General features: G+C 60.6%; 20 protein-coding genes and 1 pseudogene. 8 read left to right on the plus strand and 13 right to left on the minus strand.

What is annotated here, in order from left to right; translation table 11 throughout:
* Positions 1-837: a sulfotransferase family protein gene (locus AC1RPZ_RS25775; protein ID WP_493140513.1), complete on the minus strand. Its 837-nt coding sequence runs from the start codon at positions 835-837 to the stop codon at positions 1-3.
* 226 nt (positions 838-1,063) lie between these two features.
* On the minus strand, positions 1,064-2,656 hold the full coding sequence (locus AC1RPZ_RS25780) for a glycosyltransferase family 39 protein (RefSeq protein ID WP_493140515.1): 1,593 nt from the start codon (positions 2,654-2,656) through the stop codon (positions 1,064-1,066).
* A gap of 170 nt (positions 2,657-2,826) precedes the next feature.
* On the opposite strand from AC1RPZ_RS25780, the gene AC1RPZ_RS25785 reads away from it, so the two are divergent.
* Both AC1RPZ_RS25785 and AC1RPZ_RS25790 read left to right on the plus strand, forming a co-directional pair.
* A complete protein-coding gene (locus AC1RPZ_RS25785; protein ID WP_493140517.1) occupies positions 2,827-3,447 on the plus strand; it encodes a phage tail protein in 621 nt (206 codons plus the stop codon).
* Between the two features lie 52 nt (positions 3,448-3,499).
* Positions 3,500-3,811 (plus strand): DUF6916 family protein, encoded by a 312-nt coding sequence (locus AC1RPZ_RS25790; RefSeq protein ID WP_493140519.1) that lies wholly within the window; start codon positions 3,500-3,502, stop codon positions 3,809-3,811.
* On the opposite strand, the gene AC1RPZ_RS25795 is transcribed toward AC1RPZ_RS25790, so the two are convergent.
* The 8 genes from AC1RPZ_RS25795 to AC1RPZ_RS25830 form a co-directional block, all read right to left on the minus strand.
* Positions 3,804-4,319 carry a GNAT family N-acetyltransferase gene (locus tag AC1RPZ_RS25795; RefSeq protein WP_493140521.1) on the minus strand — a complete coding sequence of 172 codons (516 nt, stop codon included), beginning with the start codon at positions 4,317-4,319 and terminating at the stop codon, positions 3,804-3,806. The two genes, AC1RPZ_RS25790 and AC1RPZ_RS25795, sit on opposite strands and share 8 nt — an antisense overlap.
* A gap of 15 nt (positions 4,320-4,334) precedes the next feature.
* A complete protein-coding gene (locus AC1RPZ_RS25800) occupies positions 4,335-6,431 on the minus strand; it encodes an efflux RND transporter periplasmic adaptor subunit (protein WP_493140523.1) in 2,097 nt (698 codons plus the stop codon).
* The gene (locus AC1RPZ_RS25805; RefSeq protein ID WP_493140525.1) at positions 6,432-7,751 is read right to left on the minus strand and encodes an efflux RND transporter periplasmic adaptor subunit; all 1,320 of its coding nucleotides are present in this window, start codon (positions 7,749-7,751) and stop codon (positions 6,432-6,434) included.
* Positions 7,748-8,530, minus strand: coding sequence for an efflux RND transporter periplasmic adaptor subunit (locus tag AC1RPZ_RS25810; protein ID WP_493140526.1), 783 nt, complete (start codon positions 8,528-8,530; stop codon positions 7,748-7,750). The genes AC1RPZ_RS25805 and AC1RPZ_RS25810 overlap by 4 nt, the downstream gene beginning before the upstream one ends.
* Before the next feature lie 59 nt (positions 8,531-8,589).
* A complete protein-coding gene (locus tag AC1RPZ_RS25815; RefSeq protein ID WP_493140528.1) occupies positions 8,590-10,170 on the minus strand; it encodes an efflux transporter outer membrane subunit in 1,581 nt (526 codons plus the stop codon).
* On the minus strand, positions 10,167-11,237 hold the full coding sequence (locus AC1RPZ_RS25820; protein WP_493140530.1) for an HlyD family secretion protein: 1,071 nt from the start codon (positions 11,235-11,237) through the stop codon (positions 10,167-10,169). Before AC1RPZ_RS25820 ends, AC1RPZ_RS25815 begins: the two co-directional genes overlap by 4 nt.
* Positions 11,238-11,262: 25 nt before the next feature.
* Positions 11,263-12,801, minus strand: a complete 1,539-nt coding sequence (locus AC1RPZ_RS25825) for an MFS transporter (RefSeq protein WP_493140531.1) — start codon at positions 12,799-12,801, stop codon at positions 11,263-11,265.
* Positions 12,802-12,990: 189 nt separating this feature from the next.
* Positions 12,991-13,911: a LysR family transcriptional regulator gene (locus tag AC1RPZ_RS25830; protein WP_493140550.1), complete on the minus strand. Its 921-nt coding sequence runs from the start codon at positions 13,909-13,911 to the stop codon at positions 12,991-12,993.
* Between the two features lie 339 nt (positions 13,912-14,250).
* On the opposite strand from AC1RPZ_RS25830, the gene AC1RPZ_RS25835 reads away from it, so the two are divergent.
* Together AC1RPZ_RS25835 and AC1RPZ_RS25840 are read left to right on the plus strand one after the other, a co-directional pair.
* A complete protein-coding gene (locus AC1RPZ_RS25835; protein WP_493140533.1) occupies positions 14,251-14,961 on the plus strand; it encodes a GntR family transcriptional regulator in 711 nt (236 codons plus the stop codon).
* Positions 14,958-15,710: a thioesterase II family protein gene (locus tag AC1RPZ_RS25840; protein WP_493140535.1), complete on the plus strand. Its 753-nt coding sequence runs from the start codon at positions 14,958-14,960 to the stop codon at positions 15,708-15,710. The genes AC1RPZ_RS25835 and AC1RPZ_RS25840 overlap by 4 nt, the downstream gene beginning before the upstream one ends.
* Before the next feature lie 315 nt (positions 15,711-16,025).
* Here AC1RPZ_RS25840 and AC1RPZ_RS25845 read toward each other — a convergent pair whose 3' ends face one another.
* Positions 16,026-16,211, minus strand: a complete 186-nt coding sequence (locus tag AC1RPZ_RS25845) for a hypothetical protein (protein WP_493140536.1) — start codon at positions 16,209-16,211, stop codon at positions 16,026-16,028.
* A 239-nt stretch (positions 16,212-16,450) separates the two neighbouring features.
* Between AC1RPZ_RS25845 and AC1RPZ_RS25850 the strand changes: the two genes are divergently transcribed.
* Genes AC1RPZ_RS25850 through AC1RPZ_RS25865 form a run of 4 tightly spaced genes read left to right on the plus strand, consistent with a single transcriptional unit; the run spans position 16,451 to position 22,126 of the window.
* Positions 16,451-17,227, plus strand: coding sequence for a DUF3050 domain-containing protein (locus tag AC1RPZ_RS25850; protein WP_493140538.1), 777 nt, complete (start codon positions 16,451-16,453; stop codon positions 17,225-17,227).
* Positions 17,224-18,153: a diiron oxygenase gene (locus tag AC1RPZ_RS25855; RefSeq protein ID WP_493140539.1), complete on the plus strand. Its 930-nt coding sequence runs from the start codon at positions 17,224-17,226 to the stop codon at positions 18,151-18,153. Before AC1RPZ_RS25850 ends, AC1RPZ_RS25855 begins: the two co-directional genes overlap by 4 nt.
* A 14-nt stretch (positions 18,154-18,167) precedes the next feature.
* Complete coding sequence (locus tag AC1RPZ_RS25860) at positions 18,168-21,629, plus strand: non-ribosomal peptide synthetase (RefSeq protein WP_493140541.1); 3,462 nt, start codon at positions 18,168-18,170, stop codon at positions 21,627-21,629.
* Between the two features lie 29 nt (positions 21,630-21,658).
* Complete coding sequence (locus AC1RPZ_RS25865) at positions 21,659-22,126, plus strand: SRPBCC family protein (RefSeq protein WP_493140542.1); 468 nt, start codon at positions 21,659-21,661, stop codon at positions 22,124-22,126.
* Between the two features lie 70 nt (positions 22,127-22,196).
* Here the strand turns inward: AC1RPZ_RS25865 and AC1RPZ_RS25870 are convergent, their stop codons facing one another.
* Together AC1RPZ_RS25870 and AC1RPZ_RS25875 are read right to left on the minus strand one after the other, a co-directional pair.
* Positions 22,197-22,982 carry a methyl-accepting chemotaxis protein gene (locus AC1RPZ_RS25870; RefSeq protein WP_401124056.1) on the minus strand — a complete coding sequence of 262 codons (786 nt, stop codon included), beginning with the start codon at positions 22,980-22,982 and terminating at the stop codon, positions 22,197-22,199.
* A 69-nt stretch (positions 22,983-23,051) separates the two neighbouring features.
* Positions 23,052-24,077, minus strand: a pseudogene (locus tag AC1RPZ_RS25875) (HAMP domain-containing protein); the annotation flags it as partial.
* Positions 24,078-24,502 lie beyond the last annotated feature (425 nt).

The following is a 24,502-nucleotide window of genomic DNA, read 5'->3' on the forward strand; positions in this document are numbered from 1 at the left end:
TCAACTGATCGCGGCGTCGGCTTTCATACGAATGACATTGGCAGCGCTGGCAGAGCCATCGAGCCAAAAGGACAGTTCCGCGTATTGCGCAAACAGGTCCGGCGGCAGAATGGTGCGCCGTGACTCCAGGGAAACCCTGGATCTGACCTTGTGCAGACCTGCAACCCCAAGCGCCTGGTCGAATTCCGGCGCATCGTAGGCCAGGTGGTTGAAGTCATGTTCGAACCAGGGTTCGCCGATGAAATCGTAGATCAACCGCATGACCCGCTCGGGGGCCTGGGTCAGCAGGTCGTAATCAACGATCAGCAACGACTCGGCGTGCTCGCCGTAATAGGCTTCCTTGAGCGCGGCCCAGGCAAATCCCACCAGACGATTGCGCTGTGCCAGCGTTTCGCAACGGCTGTAAACCGTGTTTCGCTCGACCGCATCGCCGAACAGCTTGGTGTTTTCGAAGGGGTTGGCGCGATACAACCGTTCAAGGCTGTCCATGACCCAGGCGACATTGCGCACGCAGGCGATGACCTTCGCTTGGGGAAACAGATCGTTAAGCGCCGGAAGCCGTGAGCTCCATTGGCGATTGGTGTCGAAGACGATCTGCTTATCGGCTTTGTCGGCGTAGTAGGAGTCGAACAGTCCGCGCAGCAAGCGACGGCGCAGCGGTGTGTCGATCACCGCACCGAACTCGCTGCCGGCACTGCACTGATCGAGAATGCCGCTGAACAGAGCCCCGACGGGGCTGGTCATACCGGCATGAAAGCGCGGGTTCTGCAACAGGATCGCAGACAGCAGGGTTGAGCCTGAACGCGGCAAGCCGGAGATAAAGTGAAACTGCTGCATCCCTTCACCGTAGTCGGAAGTCCCTTTGTAGGACAAAGCGTAGCCTACGAAGTTGGATCCGACTAGTGGTGTTTTGATATCAAATCGGAGCTAAAACCTTGTGAAAGATGAGGTTGTAACGCCAGTGGACAGCGTGAAACGTTTAAGCCAATAACCGTCGTCAAAAAACCATCGGTTCCAGGAGCTGGCAAGGCCAGGCGCCACAGCGCTCCTGGAAGGACCTTGATCATTTTTTTGGACTGCCCACGAGAAACAATCGCGCCCGCGCATTGCCTGCGACTTTTTCACTGACTTTCTGCCAACCCTCGGGCAGCGGCGCGAACTCATCAGGCTGGTCGGCTGTGCTGAACAGCCACACACGACTTGTGCCGGGCGGCAGGTCGGTGAGGTGATCGAGGTAGATCTTGTCGGCTGCCTCCTCAACCAGCGTACCGAAACCATAGGCATTCGGGCGACTGGACGTGCCGTTGGCCAGGACCGGAGTAAAGAGGCGCGGCTGGACGACGGTGCGATCGTAATAGACGTATGGCATGTACCAGAGCAGATCGCTAATGACGACCTGATCACCTGGCTCGTAATGCTGATTGATGAATTCGACCGTCACGTTGATCTGGTCATTCGTATCGACGGTCGCGTTGTTTTTCAGGCCCACCCCTTCGATCCCGACAAACAGCAGGAGCAGCGCCAGGGCCACGACCCGATAACCGTTCAACAGGCGATCGGCAGCCAATGCAATCACCAGCGGCAAGCCAAGGGCATAGGCCGTGACGTAGCGTTCGATGAAGACGGGTGAAACGAACGACACCAGGAAAACCAGCACCAGCGGCACGACCGTGTAAATCGCCAGCAAGGCACTCCAGCGGTAGGCGCTACGATCACGCAGCACCGTCAACCCGATCACGCCCAGCAACAGCGCTGGCAGTGCGATAAACACCAGCCGGGACAGGCTGTCGTCATCGCCCTGGATCATGAAGGTCCAGACCATGGACGGCAGGGAGCCAAGAGTGACCGGATCCTCCCAGCCCACATCGCCGCTGGCCTTGAGCTCCGGCATGTGCTGAACCAGACTCAGCAGCTGCGGGACCCACGGCAGAAACAGCAGCACGATCGCCGCGTTGGTCAGCCACCAGCCCGGGCGGTAGATGTGCCGCACTGGGTTGCCCGGCTGCATACGCAGCACCAGCAGGTACAACCAATGGGCAATCACGCACAGGGCCGTGAAGTAGTGGGTGTAAAACCCGGCGGCCATCAGCAGCGCGTAAATCACCAGATACCGTGCGCGCTGGGGCTGTTTGACCCAATACACCAGCGCAATCGTCGCGCCGAGCAGCAACAGGCCCAGCAGCGAATACATCCGCACTTCCTGGCTGTACCGCACCGCCGAAGGGAATAGTGCCAGCAGCAGCCCAGCCAGCAACGCCGCCCGTGGGTTGGCGATTAAACGTACCAGCCAGACACCCAGTGCCACCGTAGCGATGCCCGGCAGTGCACTGAGGCTGCGAATCGAAAGAATACCGTCGCCGAACAGCTCGATCCAACCGTGCAGCACCATGAAGTAGAGCGGTGGATGCACATCACGGGCCGCGTGAAACCAGATCCCGGCCAGATTGTACTGGCTCATCAGCAGGCTGGAACCTTCATCGCCCCAAATCGCCGCCGCCGTCAGGTCGTAAAACCGCACGAACGCCGCCAGCGCCAGAATTGGCCAGATCCCATACTCGGTCAGCCACTGAAACAGACGCGCCGAGGCCGTCAGCCGAGTGCGCTCAGAGCGCTCATCAGGCTTGCCGGCAAGCTCTGTTTCTCTACGGTATTCCATCTATCCCCCTGGGTGATCGAAAGGTCCTATAAGGCTTGGACCTTGAACTGGGTGTGGATGCTGCCCCATTCCCTGCACACACGCAATGTAGCGGCATTCGTCTTAGCGGCTACGCTGATCGGTGGTCGGCGGACAAGCCGGCCTCCTCCAAAAACACAGGGATAACAACCATGGAAGTGTTTACCGGAACCATCCAGACTTTCGCTTTCAACTATCCACCCAGCGGCTGGGCATTGTGCAACGGGCAGACCATGCAAGTCGGCCAGTTCCAGGCGCAGTTCGCCTTGCTCGGCACCAATTACGGCGGCAACGGCACGACCAACTTCATGCTGCCGGACCTGCGCGGTCGCCTGCCTCTGTGCCAGGGTTCGGGCCTGAACCTCACCCCACGGGTAATCGGCACCTCCCACGGCGCCGAACAAACCACCGCCACGCTGACCAACCTGCCGACCCATGCACACGTAGCAACCGCCACCGGCACCCCTAACCTGACGGCCACCACGACCGTCAACCTGGCCAGTGTCGCTGCCACCCCCGTGAGCGCGCCCTCAGCGACCAACGCCTTTATCGGTGCCTCCGGCGGCGGCCCGGGCCTGGCCAGCATTTATTCCACCGTACAGGGCAATGCGCCTGTGCCGCTGCAAGGTGTCAGCACCTCCGTTGGTGGCACCGTCAACGTCGCCGCCACCGTAGCGCCCAGCGGCAGTGGCCTGCCAATGGACACGATGAACCCGTTCCTGGTGTTGAACTTCAGCATGTGTCTCAACGGTCTTTTCCCGTCTCGCAACTGAACATGCCGCCGGGGCCCAAGGCCCCGGCTCTTTACTTTTCTGGAGCCAGGCCATGCAGCAACAGATCAACAGCGATCATTTTCGACAATTACTGGAAGCACCCACCAAGTTGTACCTGGAGGATGGCAGCGAACTGTCCGTGATCATCGAATCGGTAGAGGACGCGCCCAGGGCACGCTTGTCAGAGAGCAGCCGAATGCCTTTTGGCGTGACCTTGAGCAGCCCGGATCTCACTTCGTTCGTCGATGGACTCTGTGCGATCGACCTGCCTGAGCTGGGTCGTACCGAAGGCATATTTATATCGCGCACACTGGCTCTGGGACGCGATGCAAGCCGGGCGTATTTCTACATCACCTTCAACTGACCAGGATTTGAGGCTGGCCGGGATACCAGACCAGGCGTTCGGCCGCCGGATTTTGTTCTTCTACCTGAAAGCCCAACGCCAGGTAATGCTGACGCGCATGGGGGTTGCTGGCCCAGACCACCGTGCTCACCGGGCAGCGGACCTGTTCGGCGGCTTTTTGCACGCCTTGCAGTACCGTGCGGCCATAGCCCTTGCCTCGGGCAGCCGGAATGAACGCCAGGTACAGGACGCGAATTTCATTGCTGCCAAATTCGGCGGATAAGGCGCCAATCGGGGTGTCGAGCTTCTCGACCACATAGTGCATCGCGTTGGGGAAGCGTTCCCCAGTGCCCTGCTCCTGCACCTGAAACTGTTGGGCGATGACCTCCTCGACCCGTTCGCGCTCGCCGTCGATCCATTGCAGATCGGGGCGAGCCGCATGATAGAGGCTTTCCAGAAACGGCCCATCGGTCGCCCGTGACGGGCGCACCACCAAACCATCCGCGGCATTGGCATTGTTGTTCAGCATCGAGTTCTCCCTGCGCTAAAAACCACTCTCCCTCACGCCCAACGCCGCCAATCGGCGCCAGGCGGTACCCAACAACGACTCACTGCGACCCTGCAACACCACCAGACCCCGCAATGGCTGCACCGGGGTGGCTATGCCGTCGAGGACTTTGAGCCGCACCGCGTATTGCGCTTGCACAGGCTCGGCGCGCTGGCTTTGATCGCGGCGCACGGCGATCGGTCCGTGGTGGTCGGAGGTCAGCGCTTCCTGTTCGACCACCGCCGCACCATTGGTGTCGACTTCCGTCAGCTCGACCTCCACCGCCGGGTGCATCGGGTCCTCGGCGATAAACCGCCCCGTCGCACCCGGTGCAACCCGCCACAGTTCGGCTTCGGCCAGATAACCGCGCAGTCGCGCGCCCTCTTCGACGACCCGGGCCAGGGTATCTTTGGGTGACAACCAGCGGCCGACGGCCAGTTGCGGCAACAGATCGCGCACCTGACCGGCCTGGGGTGCCCGCAGCAACAGGCGCTCGCGCTGCGCCGCCAGACCGCGATACTCGGCCACCGCCTCAGCCAGTCGCTGTTCGACGATGCCTGCATCAGCGGCGGTTTCGCTGCGCCCGGCCTGACGGCGCATCTGCAATTGCTGGATCTCGATTTCCCGGCGAGCGATGGCCTGACGCGAGTCCAGGTCCGGCGACTCCAGCTCAATCAGCACATCGCCTTGGGCAACGATCTGCCCATCGCTGACATTCAGCTGTTTGACCCGTGCCGCCACCGGCGCATGCAAGGCACTGACCCGACCAGCCTCCAGCATGCTCGGCATTTCCACCGCGCTGCGCCACGGCAATACCAAAACGACGATCAGCGCCAGCAATCCCAACCCACTGAGCAACGCCCGCGGTGCATGGGCCTGTTCGCGGCGGCTCCACCATTCGCGCCCTTCGCGGGCAATCGGCAAAAAGATGAACCACACCAGCTCAACCAGCATCAGGAAGATCCCCAACAGCTTGAAGAACAGGTGATACACCGCCAGCGCAATCCCGAAAAACAGCACCGCGCGCCACAGCCACGAGCCGTATCCCCACCACAGCAAACGCCGCTGCATCGCCGGCGACCACGGCTCCGGTGCCGGTGCGCCATAGCCGAACAGCGCCTCGCGCAACCGCCAGCGACACAAGGCAAATGCCCGACCCTGAAGGTTGTCCACTTCCCAGAAGTCGCTGAGCAAAAAATAACCATCAAAACGCATGAACGGGTTCAGGTTGACCGCCAGCGTGGTAAGCCAGGTCGCGCTGGCGAGCATGAACGCCGCCGTCCGCGCCGGCCCGTCCGGCAACAGTGACCAGGCGAGCAAGGCGATACACGCCAATAGCAACTCGGCGAGTACTCCGCCCGCACCGATCAGCAAGCGCGCGCGACGATCATTGACCCGCCAGGCGTCGCTGACATCGGTGTAAAACATCGGCAGCAGCACCATGAACGCCACGCCCATGCTCTGCACCCGGCAGCCGGCGCGCTTGGCCATGAAGGCATGGCCGAACTCATGACAGAGCTTGGCGAAGAACAGCGCCACCCCAAACGCCAACGCACCACCGAGGCTGAACAAATGCGGGAACGTCGCGATAAAACGCTGCCAGTCCCGCGACACCAGAAACACCCCCAGACCCAGGGTCAGCGGCAAACCGTAGCGCAGCGCTCCAGGGCCAAAACGCGCCAGCCACGGCCATGCACGATTGAGAAACGCGTCGGGACGCCACAATGGAATCCGGAAGAACAGGTATTGGTGCAGCAGGATCTGCCACACACTCTGACGCTGCGCGGCCGCTTTAATGCCATAACTGGCACGCTGTTGCGGGTCGAGGGCGGAGATCAGGTCGTGGGCGCGCAAAAAACTCAGCAGATGCTCAAGCTCCGTGACGTCCAGCGGCAAACCCGGCTCGCGATTGGCCGCACGCAGCACTTGCTCGGGATCGCCCAAAGACCAATGACGCAGCAAGCGCATGGCCGCTGCACCGAGCTTGAAGTAGCGTCCGCGCAGCGGGTCGGCCAAGGTCCAGCGCGGCGACCCGTCCAGCGCCGGAGCGGCCATCTGCAACTGTAAATCGGCACGCAGGCTGGGCAATGTCATCTAGAGACCTACGCTTTGGCGCAAACCGGCCAGCGGCTTGCGCAACAGGTACAGCGCCAGCGGCGCACGATCCCCGAAGATTTTCGCCGTGCCGCGCAAGCCAATACGCGGCGGCGCAGCTTCGAAACTGGCGTCGAGCCGATACGCCAACTGTCCGCCAGCGGTGGGCTGCGCTTCGTAGGCCGAACGTTCGAGCCTGGCCAAATGGCGTTGCAGTGGATCGCTGTCGAGAAACAATGCCACCTGCGCACCCGACTCCAGTGCAATCGCATCGCCGACCGCCAACTCGATGCGCAATTCCGCCTGACTCGGGTCAGCGATTTCCATCAGCCGCTCGCCGGTCTGCACCGGTTTGCCGGTCCAGCGTTCGGCGTCGGCGAACACCGCAATGCCGTCGCGTTCGGCGTGGACTTCGCTGCGTTTGAGCAATTCACGGGCGTAATCGCGTTCGGCGCGCTTCTGCTCGACCCGTGCCGCCAGCAAATCAATTTTCGAACTCGACTCGGCGTCGGCAAAGGCACGCTGGGCGTTGGCCTTGAGCTCAGCTTGCGCCACGCCCAAGGCACGGTCGGCGACATCGGCCTGGGCTTTGAGCGTGGTGCCTTCGAAACGCAGCAACAGGTCGCCGCTCTTCACACTCTGATTGGGTTTGACCAGGAACTCGGCAATCACCCCGTCCAACGGCGCCGCCACCACCCGACCGCCGAGTGGCACGACTTCAGCCGGCGCCAGTACCGACTGGCGTACCGGGATCAACAAACCCAGCACCAGCACCGCCGCCAAGGCGACCTGGCGTTTGCGAGTCCAGCGCAGGCGCCACGGTTGACGCGGTTGCAGCGCCAGCCAGGCGTGGCTGAACGTGTCGCCCAGTTGCGACAACAGCACTTGCTCGGAAGGATTCCACGGCACATCGCGAGCCAGCCACAAACCGCCGAATACCTGGCCCTGACGATCAATCAACGGCAGCCAAAACACCTGCGCCGCCGAAAGACTTTGCCAGTCGGCCTGAATCGAACCGCTCAACGACGTAGCCGGAATGACCCGCGCCTGTTTCAACAGGTCGAGTTTGAACAATTGCGCCACCGCTTGTTCGACGAACGCCACGAATGGCGCATTCGGTTCCACCGCACTGACGCCCGTGACCGCACGGACCTTGCCGGCGATCAGCAACGCCGCGTGACGAAAGCCGAACAAGGATTGACCGTCGTTGGCCAGGCTGTAGGCCAGTTGTTCGGTAGTGCGCGCGGCACGGGTCTGGCGCTCCAGCTCCAGAAAGCGCGCGAAGACCTGCTCGGCGCCGCCAGTGACGGGCGCGTTCACTTGAGCTCCGCGAAGCGCGCCGTGCCGCTCATTCCGGCCAGCAAACCGCTGGCGTTGGGCAGCGTTGCGACCAGCAGCAGGGTCTGACTGCCTTCATCGATCCGCGCACCGAGGCGTTTGACCGTGGCATCGAGTGGCTGGCCGGTTTCATCGGGAATGAAGCTGAAGGTCTGTCCGGGCTTGAGTTTGCCCATCCAGCGTGAGGGCACCAACAGGTGGATTTCCAGGCTGCGGTTGTCGACGATGTCCAGCAGCGGCGCTCCGGCGGCGACGCTTTCATAACGCTGAACCTTGCGTTCGACGACCTGGCCGTCAAACGGCGCGACCACGCTGCAGCGTTTGACCTGAACCTGATAAACCTGAGATTGCGCCTGGGTTTCGCTGAGTTTGGCTTCGGCTCGCGCCACTTCGAAACGCCCGACCGAGTTCAACGCCGCGAGTTGCTTGTTGTGGGCCAACTCTTCACCGGCGCCCCGGCTGGCGGCCTGCGACGCATTGAGCTGGGCCTGAAAGGCCGAGCAGTCGAAACGCGCCAGGATGTCGCCCTTCTTGAAGGACTCGCCTTCACTGAACGGCAACTCGACAATTCTGCCGGGCAGTTCACTGGCAAGCACCGCTTGATCGCGAGCACGCAACACACCGCGGGCTTCGCTGCTGGTTGTGGCATGACTGCCTGTGCTGGTGTTTTCCAGCAGCGGATCGTCTGGCACGGGCGTTTTCGCCTGCGCCACACACGCCAACCCGATCAAGCCTAAAGCCAAACCACGAAAACGCTGCATAGCTGTGTCTCCCTGACAGATGGTCGGAGTCTACGACAGCTTCGACCAGCGTCAAGCAATTAGCCATCACTCCCCGTCCGGCGCGACCTCAACCGCCTATCGTTAGACACCGCCAACGGATACACCGACTCCCACCCGCCCCCCAGCGCCTTGTACAAGCCCACCATCGCCAGCGACACGCCGGTCGAGCTTTCCACCAGTTGCTCCTGAGTCGCCAGCAATGCGCCTTGCACGGTCAGGACGTTGACGAAGTCGACCACGCCTTCGACGTATTGCTGTTGCGCGGTGTGCAGGGCGATCTGGTTCTGGCGTACGGCTTCGGCAAGGCTGTCGCGGCGCAGCTGGCTGGCGTTGTAACGGGTCAGCTGGTCATCGATTTCATGCCAGGCCCGCAGCACGGTTTGCTGGTAGGCCAGCGCCGCTTCCTGTTGCTGCGCCTCGCGTAAATCGAGTATGCCGCGCAGGCGGCCACCGTCGAACAGCGGCAGGCTGAATTGCGGGCCGATGCCGAACTGACGCGAGCCCCAGGAGCCAAAATCGCTCAGTTGCATGGCCTGCGAGCCGAGGTTGCCGGACAGCGTGATGCGCGGATAAAAATCGCCCTTGGCCACGCCGATACTGGCGGTGGCGGCATGCAACCGGGCCTCGGCCTGGCGAATGTCCGGACGCCGCTCGGCCAGTTGCGACGGCAGGCCGATCGCGACCTGACGCGGGGTTTGCGGCACCGAGGCGTCCTTCGACAACTCGGCTTGCAACGCTTGCGGCCGTTCGCCCATCAACAGACTCAAGGCGTTGATCAGTTGCGACTGACGCTGCTGCAACGCCGGCAGACGCGCTTCGATAGTCGCCACCTGTGCGGCAGCTTCGGCAACGTCCAGATCGGTGGCCACACCGTCGGCCAAGCGCAACTGCGACAACTTCAGGCTGTGCCGCGCGACCTCGAGGTTTTGCTCGGTGACCGCCCGGGTGCTCTGCACGCCGCGCAACTGGATATAGTCCTGAGCGGTTTCCGCGAGCACCGAGAGCAGTACGCCACGACGATCATTCTCCGCCACTTCCAGAGTCGCGTCGGCGGCTTCGGTTTCACGCCGCACACGACCCCAGAAATCCAGCTCCCAGGAGGCTGAGAATCCCGCATCCCAGAGGTTGAACGCCGAGCGTCCGTTGTTGCCCGATGGGTCGCTCAAGCCTAGTGCGCTGTTGCGTTTACGCCCGTAGCTGCCGGTTGCGGCCGTGTTGGGGGACTGCTCGGCGGTGATCACCTGCCGTGCCGCGTGGCTTTGCTGCAAGCGGCGGCTGGCGAGTTTCAGGTCGAGGTTATCGGTCAACACACGATGGCTGAGAGCCGACAGCTGCGGGTCGTGAAAAACCTCCCACCAGCGTTCGTCCATCTCGGCCGTCACTGCCTGGCTGACAGCGGCTTTTTGTGGTTTTGACCATTCTTCAATCTGCGGTGCTTGCGGTCGCACAAAGTCCGGGCCGACGGTGCAGGCTGAAAGGCTCATGACGAGTAAGGCGCTGAGGGATGTGCAGGGCCACCGGCCTCTTCGCGAGCAAGCCCGCTCCCACAGGTGTTGCGCAATCTTTGTGGGAGCGGGCTTGCTCGCGAAGGCGCCAGACCAGTCGACAAGGATCTTCATCGTTGGGTCACCTCACGCGCGCTGGCCTTTGAGCTGACGGTATCGATACTCGCTTCCACCGACATCCCCACCCGCAGACGCTCTGCCAGTGGTTGGCCTGGATCGAGGACGATTTTCACCGGGATTCGCTGCACGACTTTGGTGAAGTTACCGGTGGCGTTGTCCGGCTTCACGGCGGCAAAAGTCACCCCAGTGGCCGGTGCGATGCTCTCGACCCGGCCGGTCAACGTTTCACCGCCGAGGCTGTCGACGCGCACTTCCACGTCTTGTCCAGGCGTCACGTCAGTGAGTTGGGTTTCCTGAAAGTTGCCGACCACATAGGCCTGTGCCAGCGGCACTACAGCGAGGATCTTGCTGCCCGGCGTGACGTAAGCGCCAACCCGTACCGCACGCTCGCCGACCATGCCGTCTATCGGTGCAACGATGCGCGTATAGGACAATTCGAAACTGGCCATTTCCAGCGCCGCATGGGCGCGCTTCAACCCCCCTTCGGCCGCATCACGCTGGGCCGTGAGAATCTCCACCTGCTTGCGTTCCGCCGCCAGCACCGCCGTGGCATTGGCCAGCCGCGCACTGGCCTGATCGATACGGGTGCGCGCTTGCTGGGCGTTTTGCACCGTACCGGCGCCGACCCCGGCAAGGTGGTTGTAACGGTACAGTTCATGTTCGGCGAACGCCATTTCGGCTTTCGCGGCCACCACCGTAGCCTGTGCCTGAGCGATTACCGAAGCCTGGCGTTCGAGGGTTGCCCGTGCGTTTTGCAATTGCGCCTTGGCCACCAGGGTTTCGGCATCGGCGGCCTGCGCTGCGGCGCGCAAATCCCGGTCATCAATCAGCGCCAGCAACTGCCCGGCTTTAACCTGCTGGTCGTCTTCGACCAGCACTTGCTTGATAAACCCGGCCACACGCGGTGCGACCAGCGTGAAGTCGGCGGCGATAAAGGCATCGTTGGTAGTCTGTTGCGGCTTCTTGCCGAACACGCCCGGCGCCAGCAGGTAAACCAGCACGCCAACCGCCAACACCGTCAGCGCTGCACCGGTATGTTTTTGTTTCGTAGGGATCGTCATAAAAACCTTCTGTTTCAGTAAACGTTCAAGTTGGCGCGCGCGGCGGATAGATCCGCGTCGGCAGCCAGAAAATCAGCAGGATCAGCGCCAGCGCGACCCCGGCCATGCACAGGTACAAGTCCGACGAGGTCAGCACCACGGCTTGCTGGTGCAATCGATGAGCAAGGCCGGCGCTATCGCTGTCGGCCAGCGGTAAGTTGCCGAGGCTGTCGACCAGCATCGTTGAGTGGAAATGCAGACGCGCCGTGGTCAGGGCATCCAGCACGCCAGTGGCGATCACGGCGGCAAGGCCTTTCACGGTGTTGAACCAGGCCGATGCAAACGGCCCTTCCTGCGGGCTGATGCTGCCGGTCGAGAGCATCAGCAACGGCAGCACCGCCATCGGCTGGCCGAAAATCTGCAGCAGTTGCAGCACATAGAAATCATCGCGAATCCACGCCGACGTCAGCTGCGATCCACCGATGCAGGACAGCGCCAACAGGCTCAAACCGATGCCCAGCACCCAACGGCAATCGACCCAACGCAAGTTGCACAGCGCCGCCACCAGCGGCAGCGCGATCAGTTGCGGGGCGGCCATCAGCAGCATCACCGGGGCGGTCTGAATCGGCCGATAACCTTGAACATGCGCCAGGTAACTCGACGGAATGATGATTACCGCCAGCAACACCACCAACACCCCGGCCAGCGTCAGCAGGGCGAATGACAGGTTGCGGATGCCGAGCATCTGCAACTTGAAGAACGGCAGCGGTTGCGACCATTCGTTGACCAGAAACAGCACCAGCAACAGCAGGCCGCCACTGAGCAGCCAACAGATCAGGCTCGACTCGAACCAGTCCAGGCGATTGCCCTGCAAGATCCCGATCACCAGCATGCAGATAGCCGGGAAACCCAGCAGCAGGCCACGCCAGTTGAACTGTTTGAGGCGCTCCAGACGCAGCGGATCCTGCGGCAATCCGTAGGCCACTGCGGCCATGGCCAACAGGCTCGGCGCAATGATTTGCCAGAAGGTCCAGCGCCAACTCACGTACTCCGTCCACAAACCGGCCAGCGGCGTGCCGAGCCCCGGACCAAAAGTCGCCGTCAGGGCATAACCGGCCAGCCCGTAGAGTTTTACATTGGCCGGCAAGAACCGCAGGGCGACAGTCATCAGCATCGGCGGCAACGCCCCACCGGCCAGGCCTTGCACGGTGCGCATCAGCAGCAGGCTTTCATAGTTCGGCGCGAAGGGACTCAGCACACCGAATACGGTAAACAGCCCGATCGCGCACAGGGTGAAACGCCGCAGTGAAAAGGTCACCGAACACCAGGGTGCAAACGCCATCGCCGCCACGGAGGTTGCGGTGTAGCTGGCGACCAGCCAGGTGCCTTCGTCGTAACCAATGGCAAAGGCACCGCGAATGTCAGCCAGGGCGACCTTGGTCACCATCTCGTTCAGGCCTGACACCAGCACCGCCAGCAGCACACCGACCAGGCCGATGATGATGCGCGGGCCGAAGACCGGTGGGGTGACGACGGAAGGTGTGCTGGCCGCTTCGAGGGTCGCGGGGACAGCGAGGGAAGTCATGTTCAGTACAGCTCCGGATTGCAGAAATACCGGAGCAGTTTATGAAGGCCAACAACTGACGAAAACTGACTTATTGGCAGGTTATAAGTGTGCTAAACGCAGCTATAGCCACAAAGATCGCAGGCTCCGGCAGCTCCAGTGGATTGCGTACATTCCAAGGAGCTGCCGAAGGCTGCGATCCGTTGATTTTCAGGCAGGCTGCGCCGCGCGCCACGTCTCATCACAACTGGCTTTCAAGGTTTCGCGCAGCCAGCGGTGGGCCGGGTCCTTGTCGTAGCGCGGGTGCCAGGCTTGAGTCAGCATCAGGGTCGGTAGCGCAATCGGCAACGTAAAGGAGCTGAGCCGCAAACCCAGGCGGGTGACGCTGAGCAACGCTTCTTTGGGAACCGGCAAAATCAGATCAGAGTCCGGCAACACAAACATCGCCGCATGGAAGCTGGGAGCGATCAAGGCCACCCGACGCTCCAGCCCCAAGCCATTGAGCGCGGTATCGATCGGCCCTCGGGCAATACCGCGACGAGACATGGAGATGTGGGAAAAACTGGCGAAGCGCTCTGCGGTGATTTCGCCTTCAAGCAGCGGGTGGCCTTCGCGCACCAGTCCGACAAAATGCGTGGCAAACAGGTTCTGGACCTTCACTTCCGGGGTTCGCGGGCGCGTGTTGCTGATCATCAGATCAATCCGCCCTTCGCGCAGCGCCTCATCGTCACCATCGCCTTCCGGCACAAAGCGTAACTCGCAGTGCGGTGCCTGGCGGTTCAACGTGTCGATCAACCGGCCGCCGTACACCCCGACGAAAAAGTCATTGGCGCGTACATTGAAACGTCGGCGCAAAGTGCTTAAATCCACCTCGTCCGCCGAGCGAAACAACAACGCCGCCTGCTCCACCACATCGCGCACCTGGCTACGTAATTCCAGTGCCTTGGGCGTCGGCACCAGCCCACGGCCGGCACGCACCAGGATCGGGTCGCCGATGGCCTCGCGAATCCGCGTCAAGGTCCGGCTCATCGCCGCCGGGCTGAGGTTCATCCGCCGCGCCGCGCCCACCACACTGCCCTCGTCGAGCAAGGCGTCGAGGGCGACCAGAAGGTTCATGTCCGGAATGATCAACAAGGGTTTTTCGTCCGTGCCAAGGTGGCGGCGCGCAGGGTCCGAGGGAGAGCGAAACGTGCCTGCACTGCTGTGAGTCCGAAGGGCGGTTGGAAAGCGCTTGATGGTGAAGCCTTGATAGGTAAAAGACAATGGCACGGTGCAATCACTGCGAGCGCGCTAAACTTGTGGGGAACGGACACAGTTGAAAAGATCGTAGCCGGTAAAGTTGCGCTCGATGGCAAAGCCAGTGGCACAAAACTGTCGAAAACTGCATTGTCTTGCCGGTTTGACAACCCTCCGGGCAGTCACTAGTGTGCGCTGGATCCAATATTTTCATTTTAATCAGGGGGCGTTGTCGTGACACAAAAGCCCAACCCTTTAAGTACTATCCCGGTCAGCGGCCCTATCCCCGCTCACCTTGCGCGATCGGTGATCGAAGAAACCCTGCGCTCGGCGATTCTCGACGGCCGTTTGCCTTGCGGCACCGCTCTGCGCCAGCAAGACCTGGCCGACCTGTTCGGTGTCAGTCGCATGCCGGTGCGCGAAGCCTTGCGCCAGCTCGAAGCGCAATCGCTGCTACACGTTGTCGCACACAAAGGGGCGGTTGTCGCGCCACTGGTCGAAGGTGACGCTGCCGAAACCTATGCCCTGCGCATCCTGCTGGAATCCGAGGCCCTGCGCCTGTCGATTCCGTTGCTCGACGACGAGGATTTTGCCGAAGCGGCGCGTTATATCGACGATCTGGAAACACAAACCGATTACGCCGAGATCGGCAGGCTTAACCGTTTATTCCACATGACGCTGTACCGCAAGGCACCCAACCGCAGGCTCCTCAGTCTGGTAGAAAGCGGCCTGTGGGAAGAGGAACGTTTTCTGCGCTTCAACCTTGAAGCCATGGGGCTCGGAAAACTGTCCCAGGAAGATCACCGTGAGCTGCTGCGCGCCGCGCAAGCCCGAGACATCACGCTAACCGTGACGAAGCTTGAGAACCACCTCAACCGGGGTGTCGAGGTCATCACGCGTTACCTGAACAGCCTTGAACCTCAGGGCAAGAAAGGCTCGACGTGAGCCGCGCAAGGAAAGCCGTGCACGCCCAGGACACTCCGTGGCTGACTGTGATCAATACCGGTCAGGCGACGGATGTCCGACTCATCTGCTTCTGCGAGGCCGGTGCCGACCCCGGGCAGTTCCGCAGCTGGACACAAGCATTGAGCGAGCATATTGAACTGCTCGCGTTCAGGCTTCCCGGCCATGGCAATCCACAAAACCAGACACGCTACGAACAATGGCCGCCGCTGCTGGTCGACGCCTTCGCGGCGCTCCAGCCTTACCTGTCCGAGCCCCATGCACTCTTTGGCCATGGCCTGGGCGCAATTCTGGCCTACGAACTGGCCAAGTTGAGCGAAATCCGTTGCCCGGGGCAAACCCGTCATCTGTTCATTTCCGGCTGCCCCAGCCTGGACACCCGACCCGCCACAGCGCCGCTGTACAACGGTCATGCCCCCTCAAGTCAGGGGCTGATTCCCGAGGCAACGGCCAACGATCAACTCACCACCTACGAAGCACTGATACGCGGTGACTTGAAACTGCTCGAATCCTGGGCCGACCCTTCCAGTCGCAGCCTGCATATTCCGATGACTGCCTTCTACGGCAGCGACGACCCGCTGGCGCCACTTGAAAGCATGATCAATTGGCGCGAGTTCACTCACCGTGAATTCGAACTGATCGAAATGACCGGTAACCATTTTTTCATTACCACTCAGTGTCATCGTCTGCTGCAGATCATCAACACCCACCTGGGCCTGCTCAGCGAGTAAGCGCCTCACGCTTGTGTGATGTGAAGCACAGGCGCTCGAGCAGCGCTGACGACAACCTATCTCCTCTTCCCTCCTTGAAACCCCCTGCCCACCCTTGCGCCAGTGATAGCAGTGCTGGCTTTTTGGGCTCACTCTTGAGTTTGCCGACTAAAAAAGGATGAGCGGCGTGCAAATCTGCCTGCATAGCCCTCGCGTGATGGACAAACAGAAGGAGGCTTGCCAAAGGACGGGAAGAGATGGGAGCCGTGCCCACCTCCTGCCTACCACATCAAACTCATTAGTTTTTCAGCCAACAAGTTGCTCCGAGTGAGGCATTCACTCTTTTACATTCTGACTTATATAAGCCGGAAGGAACAACTTCATCTCAATAAAACTTATTGGAAAAGTTTTATTGAAACTTGTCACGCCCAAAAAAATACACTTGACAAATAATATAAAAAACACTTGCCCATTACTTGTTTCATGTATTAATTTTTCCCCGCCGACAACTTCAAGTTCCATTGCACTTGTCCGCACGGTCAATGTCCGGGGTCTGTATCACAAACCTGTGCAGCTGATCGCCAAGCTCCATCGACGCGTGTAATGCCTTGCCTGGCAAGGCCCGCCGCCCTCATGAACTGTATCGACGTTTGTTTGAGGTACTTGTTCGCCTATTAAAAAGTTCAGGCAGCACCTTGTTTGCACTTGCCTAATAAACACTCGCCGACCGAACAACTTAACTCGCAACTTATAGGCCACTCATGAAACCAAACAAAGCCCTTCTCGACCTGAAAAAATCAGAGCTCAGCGCCCACCCTATCTTTGCCGAGATCCATTCGCTTTCAATACTTCAGCGCTTTATGGAAACCCATGTATTTGCCGTCTGGGACTTCATGTCGCTGACCAAACGCCTGCAACAGGAACTCACGTGCGTGCAGCTGCCCTGGCTACCGCCGCAAGACCCTCAAGCAGCGCGCCTGATCAACGAAATCATCCTGGGTGAAGAGTCGGATGACCGACTCGATCACGGTCACTACAGCCATTTCGAGTTGTACCTGGACGCGATGCGCGAAATCGGCGCCAGCACGGCGGCCGTGGAGCGCTTCGTCGCCCTGCAAAAGGAAGGCGTGAGCTACGACGTCGCCCTGCAAAGCGTGGACGTCGACCCGGCCGCCTCGAACTTCGTCCGGCACACCTTGCACACCGCCCTGTATGCGCCGGGGCACAGCGTTGCCGCAGCGTTTTTGCATGGCCGTGAAAGCGTCATTCCGCAGATGTTCCAACGCATTCTCGACGATTGGGGCATAGGCATCGAACAGGCGCCGACCTTTCGTTACTACCTGGAGCGGCACATCGAAGTCGACTCCGAAGACCACGGTCCCGCCGCCGAAACACTCCTGGCGCGACTGGTTGACGGCGACCCGCAACGGCAAGAGGACGTCTACGCCGCCGCCATCGCCGCCGTTGAAAGCCGCATCGCGCTGTGGGACGGCTTGCGCCTGAGCATGCGTGAACCCGTGGCCGAGGTGAGCGCATGAACGCCGCCGACTACCAATCCTTCGCCGACGCCTGGGAAAGCCGCGCGACCATCCGCACCCGCCCCCGGCGTGTGGTCGAAAACGACGACAAACTGATCTATCCCCTGAGCCGCCAACCGCTGGTACTGAGCGAAACCTTTGTTCGCGAATGCCCGGAGCAGCGCGACTTTGCCCTGGTGCAAACGCTCTACAAGTTCATCAACGACGTGGTGATTTTCGAAACCGAGATCGTCGACAAGACCGCCCGTAGCATCGCCAAGAATCGCTTCGCCGTGCCCTTCCCGTTCGCCTGCCGCTACGACGCCATGACCGTGGTGGTCGATGAGGATTATCACGCGCTGGTGGCGATGGATTTCATGCAGCAGACGGTAGCCATGACCGGCATCACGCCGATCGAGCTGCCGCATGAAATCGAGCTGAGCCGGGCGATTCCCGCAGCGTTGGCACTGGCGCCGGAACACCTGCGCAGCGCCGTGGAGCTGATCTGCGTGGCCATTGCGGAAAACACCGTGACCAACGATGTGGCGGCGTTCGCCAAGGACGACACGGTCAAGCAATCGATCAAGGGCCTGATGGCTGACCACTTGCTCGACGAAGGCCGCCATTCGGGGTTCTGGTCAAGGTTGGTGCGGATCTATTGGCATTCGGCAAACGAAGACGACCGCCAACGGATCGCGAAGATTTTGCCGGTGTTCATCACTCACTACCTGACTAACGACATTCAGAAATCGTTCGACTTCCGGTTGATCGAACACCTGCACATCAGCGATGCCGCCAAGGCGGCACTGAAGAGCGAAGTGGCAGGCCTGGCCTTCCCGATCAATCGCCATCACCCGCTGGTCGCCAACATCGTGCGGTTTTTCCGCAGCAGTTCGCTGCTCGATTCGCCATGCGTGCAAGACGCCCTGAGCGACTACCTGATCTAGCCGAGGAGAACATCATGAGACGTCTCGACATTCTGCTCATCGGTCAAAGCCAGGCCTTGAATGAGCTGGCGCTGGAGCTGGAACAACACGGTCATGGGCTGACGCGACTGAACGACAGCCATGCCCTGGATGAACACCGCGGTGACACTGCCGAGCTGCTGATTGACGACGGCAGCCTGGCTATTTCGCCGCAGCGTCTGCGCGACCTGGGCGAATGCGCACGGCTGAGCGTGCGCCTGGGCCTCGGGCCAACAGACGCCAGCGGCCTGCCGCCCATCGACGTGCGATGCCACTACGCATCGAGCGACGAACAACGGCTGATCGCCCGAATCCCCGTCGCCGAAGAAACCTCGGGCAATGGCCAAGCATTACGCCTGAAGGTCATCGCCGAACTGGTCGACCGTGTGGCGCTTGAGGTCAGCCGCTTTTCCCGCGATGCCGAGTACTTCACACACGCCGCAACGGCCACGCCCGGCCATCATGAGCGTGAAGAGAACCTGCTGGCACTGGAGAGTATGGCCTACGCCCATCGACTCAACCTCACCCAGCAAGCACCGCTGCTGCAACTCGGGCAAATCCCGATGATCGAGCGGCTCGAACAGAGCTTCAAAATCTACCGTGAACGCCCGGCGCTACACATCGATGGTGAAGTGCTCAGCTATGGCGACTTGCACGCCCAGAGCCAGGCAATTCAGCAACGCTTGTTGCCACTGATCGAGCAATACCGAGCGGTGGATGGACCGGTGGTGGTGGGCATTTGTCTGCCGAAATCCAGTGCGCTGTTCGCTGGCATACTGGCGATTCTCGGCAGTGGCGCGGTGTACCTGCCGCTCGAACCCAGTCATCCGCTACAACGTCAGCAGTACATCTTGGAGAACGCTGGCGCAGTGCTCTTGCTGCACGATGGCCAGCACCCGCTGAGCAACAAAATGCCCGGGCTCGACATCAGTGACATCGACGCCCGCGAGGTGAATCTCGGCTTGCCGCTGATGCGCCAGCGACCCGGCAGCCAGGCGCCGTGCATGGCGCTCTACACGTCGGGTACCACCGGTCATCCCAAAGGTGTGTTGCTCAGTCAGAACAATCTCGGGCACTTCACCGCGTGGTACGCCGATTACGTCGAGCTGACGGAACAGAGTCGGGTGTTGCAGTTTTCATCGCTGAGTTTCGACTCTTCGCTGATCGATATTTTCCCGACGCTGATCCAGGGCGCCGAACTGATCGTGCCCAGCGACGACCAGCGTCGTGACCCGCTGCAACTGATCGAGTTGATCCGTCATCATCAGCTCAGCCACGCATTTCTTCCGCCAGCGCTGCTGAGCATTCTGCCGTTGGATCAGTTGCGCGACCTTGCGCATGTGATGACCGGTGGCGACGTCTGCGAACCCCATGTGATCAAGCAGCTGACCCAGCAAGGCAAGCTCTACAACCTGTATGGCCCGACCGAAGCCACGGTGCTGATCACCGCCCGACAACTGCAAGTCGGTGACAGCAACCGCAGCCTTGGGGCGCCAATTGCCAACAGCCAGGTACTGATCCTCGACGAGGACTTTCAACCAGTGGCCGAGCAGACCGTCGGCGAGCTGTACATCGTCGGTCCGGGGGTGTGCCTGGGTTATTTGAATAACCCGCAGCAGACTGCCGAGCGCTACCTGCAACTGCCCTTGCCTCGCGGCCAGAGCCTGCGTGCCTACCGCACCGGCGACATGGCGAAGTGGACCGCCGACGGCATCGAGCTCTGTGGCCGACGGGACAATCAGGTGAAGATCCGCGGCTACCGAGTCGAGCCGGAAGAGATCGAACGCTGCCTGCGCGACAGTCAGTTGTACCGCCAGGTGGCGGTGGTGATCGACAGTCATCGACGGATTCTGGCGTTCCTCGCACAACCCCAGGAAGAACAGCCGGGCGCGGCTCGCGAAGCGCTGAAAGCGCACGCCCAGCAGTTTTTACCGGACTACATGCAGCCCACTGCGTGGACCGAGTTGGCGAATATGCCCTTTGCCAGCAACGGCAAAGTCGATCGAAGGGCACTGTTGGCGATGCCGGTCAGCGTCCTCGAAAACCATCAGCGTCGGCTACCGGAATCCGCCGACGAGACGCAACTGCTGGAGCTCTGGGCCGAGTTGCTGGAATTGCCGGCGGGCGACATTTCCACCGACGAAAGCTTCTTCAATCTGGGCGGCCACTCGATCCTGCTATCGCGCATGTTGCTGCAATTACGCGAGCAGTTCGGGCGCAGCATCTCGATCAACCGCTTCATCGAAGTGCCAACCATCGCCAGACTGGCAACGCTGGTCAGAGGCTCTGCTGGCGAAGAAGTGCTCAGCGAAAAAGCCTTGGCCGATGCCTTCCGCGAGCTTGATGTACAGCCCTTGCCGGTCAGCCGGATGGGCGATGTGCACAAGGTCATCGTCACCGGTGCCAATAGCTTCGTCGGCGTGCATATCGTCGAGGCGCTGCTGGCCTGGGGCGCCAGTGAAGTCGCATGCCTGGTGCGCGACGGTGCCGGGCAATCCGCTGCGCAGCGTTTTGCCGAGTCCTTGCGCGAGAACCGTCTGGAGCATTTGGACCTGACTCGGGTGAAGGTCTATGCAGCGGACATCACGCAACCGGCACTGGGTCTGATGCCAGAGGTGTATGAGCGACTGGATCGCGAGTTCGGCGCCTTGGTACACAACGCCGCCAACGTCAACCACGTGCTCGATTACGAGTCGCTGGCGCGGGACAACGTCGAGCCGATTTTCGAGTGTTTGCGGCTCTGCGAAGGGCGCAGCAAGAAGGTCTTCAATTTCGTCTCCACGCTCTCGGCCTCCAGCACCATCGACGCTGATGGCCGGGTCCTCGAGCAACCCGCCGCGCAGACCCCGCCGATCTACATCAAGAACGGCTACAACCTGTCCAAATGGGTCGGCGAACGGATCCTCGAACGCGCTCGCGAGCGTGGGGTGCGGGTCAACCTCTATCGCCCCGGCAACATCAGCTTCAACAGCCTCACGGGCGTGTGCCAGCCGCACAAGAACCGTCTGATGCTGATGCTCAAGGGTTCGATCCAGCTCGGCCAGGTGCCGGAGTTCGCGCTGAATTTCGACTTGATGCCGGTGGACTTCCTCGCTCGCTTCATCGCCTTCCACGCCAGCCGCTATCAGCCCGAACAGGCGGTGTTCAACCTGCACAATCCCGAACCGCTGAGCTGGGACGCCTACGTCGCTTCGTTCCGCGAGGCCGGACGCGAGTTCCAAATGGTCAGCGTCGCCGACTGGCAACAGCAATTGGGCCGGGTCGACAGCGATAACGCGCTGTTCGGCGTGCTGGGTTTCTACCTCAACGGCTTCGAAGAGGACATCGGCGATATCTCGATGATCGGCCACGCCAACGCCCAGGCCGGCGTGCAGCTGATGGGCGCGCACTACCCGCAAAAATCCCCGGCGCTGCTGCGTCGCGGCTGCGACTACCTGAAAGAAATCAACTTCATCTGATTCATCACCCGTAAAAATGGAGCAAGACCATGAGCACTCTGCAACCCGATACCCTGATCAAAAACCCGCACGGCTGCCACGTTGTATCGTCGGTAGAAATACCGGCCGAGGCGTCGCGGGTCTGGGAAGTGGTCGGCAACTTCGCCGGCTTTGACAAGTTCATCCCGGCGCTGTCGCACATCGAGATGACTGGCGAGGGCGTGTCTTCGCTGCGCAAGAAGTTTTTCAAGGACGGCAACCTGGTTGTCGAGCAACTCAACTCCCGCGACGATCAGGCGCTGAGCATGACCTGGACGACCGTCTACAACACCTTGGGCGTTGGTCAGTTGTGGGCCGCCATGAGCGTCGAGCCCCTGGGCACCGGCAAGTCGCGCGCAACCTGGACCATCATCGCCGAACCCGCCCAAGGCGGCGCCGAAGCCCTGCCGGGGTTCAAGGACTTCGTACAGGGGTTTGCCGATGACTCGATGAGCAACGCGCGCAATCTGTTTGCGTAAGGCACTCAGGCCATAAAAAAACGCGATGAGTCAGACAAGCCTCATCGCGTTTTTGCATCCTTGGAACGGTTTAAATCTTGAAGCTATCCACCAGTTGCTTCAGACGGTTGGCCTGCAACGACAACGCATCGCAATCCTTCAAGGTTTCGTTGAGGTTAGCCACGCCCTGCTGGTTCAGCAGGTTGATCTGGCTGATGTCGACGTTGAGGGTTTCCACCACGGCGGTCTGCTCTTCCGTTGCGGCCGCGACTGACTGGTTCATGCCGTCGATTTCGGTGATCCGCTGGGTCACGCTGACCAACCGCGCACCGGCCTGATTCGCTACTTCGACACTTTCTTCGCTGGATACCTGACTGGCATTCATGGTCGATACCGCTTCACGCGAGCCGACCTGCAACGAGGTGATCATCTTGTGAATCTCTTCGGCCGACTCCTGGGTGCGATGGGCCAGGTTGCGCACTTCGTCCGCCACCACCGCAAAACCACGCCCTGCTTCACCCGCACGCGCCGCTTCGATGGCCGCGTTGAGCGCCAGCAAGTTGGTCTGCTGCGAGATGCCTTTGATCACGTCGAGGATGTGCCCGATGTTGTCGGTGCTGGCGTTCAGGGTTTCGATCTGCGTGCACGACAGGCTGATTTTCTGCGACAACTCGGTCATTGCCAGAATGGTTTGTTCCACCACCTGACGACCGTCGTCAGCCTGTTCACTGGCACCACTGGCGTGTTGCGAAGCATCCGCCGCGTTACGGGCGATCTCCTGAGTAGCGGCCCCCAGTTGGTTGATTGCTGCTGCCACGCTATTGGTCCGTGCACTTTGCTCATCGGAGCCAATGATCGAAGCATTCGACGACGCCATGACACGTTGCGATAGATCATGTACTTGACGCGTGGCCGACGACACTTCGGAAATCGACGCGTGAATCCGCTCCACGAACTGGTTGAAAGCACTGCCCAACTCGCCGAATTCATCTTTGCTTTCCACCGCCAGACGGCGAGTCAGATCGCCTTCGCCTTGAGCAATGTCCTGCATCGCACGACCCATTGTGATCAGTGGACGCATCAGTACCTGAATCAACAGACTCAGCAGCATGGCAATCGCAGTCACCGCGACGAACATCGCAATCAGTGCTGACGTGCGGAACTTGCCCAGTGCCGCGTAGGCCTTGTCCCTGTCGATCGACAGGCCGATGTACCACTCAGCATTTGGCAAGCCAGTGACCGGGGTAAAGGACAGGATGCGCGCCTGTTTGTTCAGGAGCACTTCCTGATTGCCCTTCTCGATACGTACGTTCGAGCCTGGGTAGATATCCTTGAGGTTCTTCATCACCTGGTCTTTGTCCCGGCTGACGATCACCTGGCCGTCAGCGCTGACCAGGAACGCATGACCGATACCGCCGAAGTCCACCGAGTTGATGATCTTTACAAGGGTTTCCAGACTCAGGTCCCCGCCGACCACGCCGAGCAGTTCACCGTTCTTCTTAACCGGCATGGCAATGGTCACCACTAGCCCGCCGACAGCCGCCATGTAGGGCGGCGTGAGCAAGGCTTTATCGGCGGCTACAGCCTGTTTGTACCAAGGGCGCTGACGTGGATCATAGCCATCCGGCATTTTCGCGTCAGGACGTTGGGTAAACACGCCATTAGCCTGACCGACATAAGTGAACTGGAAGTTCGAGGTGAAGGCCGGCTGGTCGACCAACCCGGAAAAGTCTGCGTTGGCACCTTGGTGCGCGACGTTCTGGGCGAGGTTTTCCAGCACCAGAATTCGCCCACTCAGCCAGTTCTGGACGCTGCTGGCAGTCAGATCACCGGCTTGCTGGACGGAGGAGTCGAGGTTTTGCTGGATGGTATTTCGCTGCAGGTAGTCGTTGTACAAAGTGAACAACGCAAAAGCCAGAACCACTACGCCTGAAGCGACCAAAAGGATTTTATGGCTGAACTTGAGATTCATTTCATGGGACTTCTTATGCAAAGAGTGGGGATGCGTTCCGGGTGCAACATTCCATGTAACGCCGTAGGCCGCTCTTAGGCCGCTCTACTTTGGTGCACGCATGTCTCACCAGTTTTTCGGCACAGGTCCGTGAAAACTTAGGCGTTTGTGCAATCTGCACCATATTCCCTGCACAAACCCGCAAAATGGCGCGCTAGAGCGCTCAACCTACATTTTCTTGATGACGTTTGATCAAGCAGCATAGGCGCCACGCAGGACTGGCAAAGCACGTAAGGCAAAGTCTCCGCTCTTCGCTTGGAGCATTTAACTGCTCCTGAAACGACAAAACCCCTGTCTGCTAACGCAGACAGGGGTTTCGGAATTTAATCTTGACGATGACCTACTCTCACATGGGGAAACCCCACACTACCATCGGCGATGCATCG

Source organism: Pseudomonas sp. GW822-FHT02D10 (assembly GCF_058802345.1).

Excerpts from the sequence above, each read along its gene's own strand:
- AC1RPZ_RS25775 (WP_493140513.1), bottom strand. The coding sequence starts at position 837 with ATGCAGCAGTTTCACTTTATCTCCGGCTTGCCGCGTTCAGGCTCAACC.
- AC1RPZ_RS25780 (WP_493140515.1), bottom strand. The coding sequence starts at position 2,656 with ATGGAATACCGTAGAGAAACAGAGCTTGCCGGCAAGCCTGATGAGCGC.
- AC1RPZ_RS25785 (WP_493140517.1), top strand. The coding sequence starts at position 2,827 with ATGGAAGTGTTTACCGGAACCATCCAGACTTTCGCTTTCAACTATCCA.
- AC1RPZ_RS25790 (WP_493140519.1), top strand. The coding sequence starts at position 3,500 with ATGCAGCAACAGATCAACAGCGATCATTTTCGACAATTACTGGAAGCA.
- AC1RPZ_RS25795 (WP_493140521.1), bottom strand. The coding sequence starts at position 4,319 with ATGCTGAACAACAATGCCAATGCCGCGGATGGTTTGGTGGTGCGCCCG.
- AC1RPZ_RS25800 (WP_493140523.1), bottom strand. The coding sequence starts at position 6,431 with ATGACATTGCCCAGCCTGCGTGCCGATTTACAGTTGCAGATGGCCGCT.
- AC1RPZ_RS25810 (WP_493140526.1), bottom strand. The coding sequence starts at position 8,530 with ATGCAGCGTTTTCGTGGTTTGGCTTTAGGCTTGATCGGGTTGGCGTGT.
- AC1RPZ_RS25815 (WP_493140528.1), bottom strand. The coding sequence starts at position 10,170 with ATGAAGATCCTTGTCGACTGGTCTGGCGCCTTCGCGAGCAAGCCCGCT.
- AC1RPZ_RS25820 (WP_493140530.1), bottom strand. The coding sequence starts at position 11,237 with ATGACGATCCCTACGAAACAAAAACATACCGGTGCAGCGCTGACGGTG.
- AC1RPZ_RS25825 (WP_493140531.1), bottom strand. The coding sequence starts at position 12,801 with ATGACTTCCCTCGCTGTCCCCGCGACCCTCGAAGCGGCCAGCACACCT.
- AC1RPZ_RS25845 (WP_493140536.1), bottom strand. The coding sequence starts at position 16,211 with ATGGAACTTGAAGTTGTCGGCGGGGAAAAATTAATACATGAAACAAGT.
- AC1RPZ_RS25850 (WP_493140538.1), top strand. The coding sequence starts at position 16,451 with ATGAAACCAAACAAAGCCCTTCTCGACCTGAAAAAATCAGAGCTCAGC.
- AC1RPZ_RS25855 (WP_493140539.1), top strand. The coding sequence starts at position 17,224 with ATGAACGCCGCCGACTACCAATCCTTCGCCGACGCCTGGGAAAGCCGC.
- AC1RPZ_RS25860 (WP_493140541.1), top strand. The coding sequence starts at position 18,168 with ATGAGACGTCTCGACATTCTGCTCATCGGTCAAAGCCAGGCCTTGAAT.
- AC1RPZ_RS25865 (WP_493140542.1), top strand. The coding sequence starts at position 21,659 with ATGAGCACTCTGCAACCCGATACCCTGATCAAAAACCCGCACGGCTGC.
- AC1RPZ_RS25870 (WP_401124056.1), bottom strand. The coding sequence starts at position 22,982 with ATGGCGTCGTCGAATGCTTCGATCATTGGCTCCGATGAGCAAAGTGCA.